This window comes from Streptomyces sp. NPDC055025 (assembly GCF_053608565.1).
Map to the genome: position 1 here is coordinate 1 of NZ_JBSGVS010000144.1, position 3,654 is coordinate 3,654.

The window sequence follows — 3,654 nt, forward strand, 5'->3', positions numbered from 1 at the left end:
AGCCGCGATATGCCACGTGGAATGGGGGGTACTGTGGGGGGTCCCGATGTTTCCTCCTCGGACGGTCCTGTCCGATACCGTCACGCTGGGTTGACGGTATCGGCCGACGGTATACGTTCGAGGAGGTTTTTATGCTCACTGACACGCAGCTGCGTGCCCTCAAGCCGGCTGAGAAAATTTATAAGATCGCCGATCAGCGCGGACTATATGGGGAGCCGGCTGCAGCGGCTGACACTGAAGTGCTGGGTGTTCGACGCTCCTCTCAAGCGTGCTGACTCCTTAGCGCTCAAAGTGCCTCAGATGATCTCCTGGGGTTGCCTATCGTCGAAGTCGATCAATCAAACGTTGTAGCGCTTCGACGATCGCTCGATCGGTCTTTCCATTGTTTCGGACGTCGTTCAGCCACGGACTGTCGAGGGAGAGGCGCCTACGATAAGCTTGTATGAACATGGCCGGGGTCCATGAGTTCAGGAATGTTCACTTTTACGGTTCACGCTGGAGAAGTGAAGCACAATTTCCCTGGTGCCTCCATTATCGGCTTCGCGCAATTGAGCCAGGGCATTTTTTTGAACCGGAGAGAGCGCCTGCGGAAAGGTCACCTGTCAACAATAACAGCTACATTTTTACCTTCGTATCGAGTGGAATACGAACAAGAGTTGCTCGCCGTTCCGTTATAAGAATCATTCGATCTGAAGCTGGTGGCAATCCTACACTGGGGGATATATGGGGCGAGAATATCCAGCGCCAACGATTCGAGGGGCAATACATCAACCCTGGCTCCCGTTGTTTATACCGGTCGAATGTGGGGTTGGCGCCGCCATCGCATACCAAAGCGAGCGATGGACAGAAAATCCACATCGTGAGCACGTCTACGACGCAAACCCGAACTCGATATTATCGGATTTTCGCGTTCACCCTCTATCCGTTGCGTACTTCAACACGTTGGCCGGACACGCGACTAATGACGGCCCTGCATTGACTGATTTTGGTTCGGATACGAAATGCGGCAGATGAAGTCGCAGTCGAAGGCGACGGCGGTTTCACCTGCTATCACCAAAGGAGGGGATATGTTCGATTTGCCGATCGGGCTACGTACCCGTTTGACCCGTGCAACTCTGTTGACTGCCGGTATGATGTTTTGGGCAGCAATTCCCAGAATTGGAGCATGTGCGTGTCCAGGAGCGACGAACGACGGGATTCCGATCGTCTCGGGCTTTCCCGCCGACATCCCGGGGGGCGCATCCTGTGCAACGCTGACGGATGCGGCGCAATTCGCCTGGAAGGAATTTATCGCCTTGAACTGGCCAGCGGTGGCTCGTATCGACAATGCTCAGCCACGTGATACGGCAGACCCTTCCCAGCTATTCGGCAACCCCGGGTTTACCGGACCGCTTGTATGGCACACCTTTCGCGGGAAGGTTGAAATCTTCCCGGGTCAAGGCGAGCCTCCGGGGTATAACGCGAATGAATCGGACGATTACGGTTACGACGCACGGCCCGCTTACAACTACAAAATCCCGATCACCGCATACCGAGGAATCGCCTATGGCCCGACGCCGTGGATCAACCTGGACGAGAATAGCCAGATCGGCTTGAACCAGATTTATGCAGGGATTCTGTCGCCGAACGTGAAGTCGGATGACGCCCAGATCTTGTTCATGGCCAAGGCCAACCGCAAGGAATACGCCTATGTCGCGGCGAACCAGTTGTCGAGGTCAAGGCGGCCTGGCGACGATTGACTGCCTCCGAGCGAGCATCCGGCCGTTTCTATACAACCCGCGTGCGTTATTACGTCAAGGGCGACGGCGCGGATACGAAGACGTACTATGTCGACGACGATTTCGGCCTCATTGGCTTGCACATTATTCAGAAAACATCATCGGCTCCGTATTTTATCTACGCAACCTTCGAACAGGCGGACAATATTCTTGATGCGGCGGGCAAGCCGGTCGAGGATATGGATGGAAAATATATTGCCAATCCGATCCCGCCGATACCGTTATATCCGAATATTGTCTCGAAAAACGCACAGCCCGGGACTCTCCAGCAATTCTCCTATTCCCCCAAAAATTTCAGCTCGCCGCCAGGCGCTCGGCTGTACTACCAGAACACCGCGCAAACCGGACTCGTAGATGGAGGTCCGATCATTGTCAATCGAAGAATCAATCAGATTCCGGATGAAATTATTGCGGTCAATAAATCTGCTCATGATGCGATTTCCATGTACTCGCAAAAGAATTTCGGTGCGAAGAATTCGGTGTGGTCGTATTACAAGCTCGTCAACGTTCAGAGCAAGCCGCTTACTGGAAAAAAACCGGGAATCGATTACAGTAACGAGGATAGGTCGGTGCAGTCGACGTATTATCAATCCAATGGCGTGATTGAAACGGATTACAATCTTCAGAAATTCAGCGGAACCTTCGTCAACTTCGACAAATTCAGTTTTCGGATTACGGATTTTTCCGATGGAACAAAGAATCAATTCAATAACGTGACGTACAACCATGACTCCGTAAATATGGGTGGATGCATGGGGTGTCATGGAAATGCACAAAAGGCTGGAACCGGGTTCAGCTTTATCCTCCTGCACGGAAGCGTGCCGATGCCGGACCAGGCAGGCCAGCCTGTAACGAAGGAACAGATCGCGCGCTTCACCAAATATTTCTCGAAATGAGATTGCTGTAGTCGTCGACGAGATTTTAAGGGGTTGTGTCTAATAATGAGGCCGTTCAGTTCGCGTTACTCGGCGGTACCCGTATGCGATATTTTTCGGCTTCGAATCGAATGGTCGCGCCATGCGAATGGGGGTGGGTGTGAATATACACAGAGAGCGGCATCGCTATTTTCAGACGACCGTGTCGGCATCGATTTTCCTCGGCTTATGCTGTTTGGCGATGAATGTTGATGTGGCCGAAGGGGCAACTGATGCTGTGTTGCAGGCCGCGAGGGATTGCGACACACCAACGACCCCCTTTTGCGACGCACTGATGGAACCCATTGCCGGGTGGAACGGACATGTTTTCAAGCTATCCCAACAATATCCGTCCACGGTTCCGAACGACGCGCAGCCCTGGCTCGCATTCGATCCGACTCGCGAGCCCGAGCGCTACCTCAAGGCTGCACTAACCTACTTCTACGAAGGGAACATTCGATCGAACGTCGAAGAGAGCTTCGACCCTTCGCTGAACAAGGTCCGCCAATGGTACAACGCGCCATGGCAGGACTATGGCGTCAACGGGCGTGAGTTCATCCACGGGCTTACGCGCGAACTGGAGTCGCAGCCGGGCACGCTCGACCCGCATCAGACGAAGTCATGGAGCACCTACGCCGTCGGCTTTTACAACGCACCTGGCGGCATGACGATCGGGAAAGTGTGGGCGAATCATGGTCTTTTCAACGAAGGCTATGCGATGTTTCCCGAGGGAACGGTTTCCGCCAAGTTGCTTTTCACCACCGCGCCGGTGGAGCAGGTTCCATATCTGGCGGGTGCGCCGGAATGGAACGCTTACGTCTATGTTGAAGACCCGACGATTTCGCTTCGACGCGAGGTGAAGAAGGTCCGATTGTTGCAGATCGATATAGCCGTGAAGGACAAGCGGGCAAAGGATACCGGCTGGGTGTTCGGTACCTATGTCTACGGTGGAGGGGCCGGGT

General features: G+C 53.9%; 4 protein-coding genes. 3 read left to right on the forward strand and 1 reads right to left on the reverse strand.

What is annotated here, in order from left to right; translation table 11 throughout:
• Window positions 1-467: 467 nt before the first annotated feature.
• Window positions 468-599 carry a hypothetical protein gene (locus ACWGDX_RS39225; protein WP_376498673.1) on the reverse strand — a complete coding sequence of 44 codons (132 nt, stop codon included), beginning with the start codon at window positions 597-599 and terminating at the stop codon, window positions 468-470.
• Window positions 600-1,010: 411 nt separating this feature from the next.
• Here ACWGDX_RS39225 and ACWGDX_RS39230 point away from each other — a divergent pair, with 411 nt between their 5' ends.
• From ACWGDX_RS39230 to ACWGDX_RS39240, 3 genes are all read left to right on the forward strand, one after another.
• On the forward strand, window positions 1,011-1,739 hold the full coding sequence (locus tag ACWGDX_RS39230; RefSeq protein WP_453633596.1) for a hypothetical protein: 729 nt from the start codon (window positions 1,011-1,013) through the stop codon (window positions 1,737-1,739).
• 41 nt (window positions 1,740-1,780) lie between these two features.
• The gene (locus ACWGDX_RS39235; RefSeq protein ID WP_453633598.1) at window positions 1,781-2,674 is read left to right on the forward strand and encodes a hypothetical protein; all 894 of its coding nucleotides are present in this window, start codon (window positions 1,781-1,783) and stop codon (window positions 2,672-2,674) included.
• A gap of 220 nt (window positions 2,675-2,894) precedes the next feature.
• Window positions 2,895-3,654: hypothetical protein (locus ACWGDX_RS39240; RefSeq protein ID WP_453633600.1), on the forward strand; the 760-nt coding region annotated here is incomplete at its 3' end.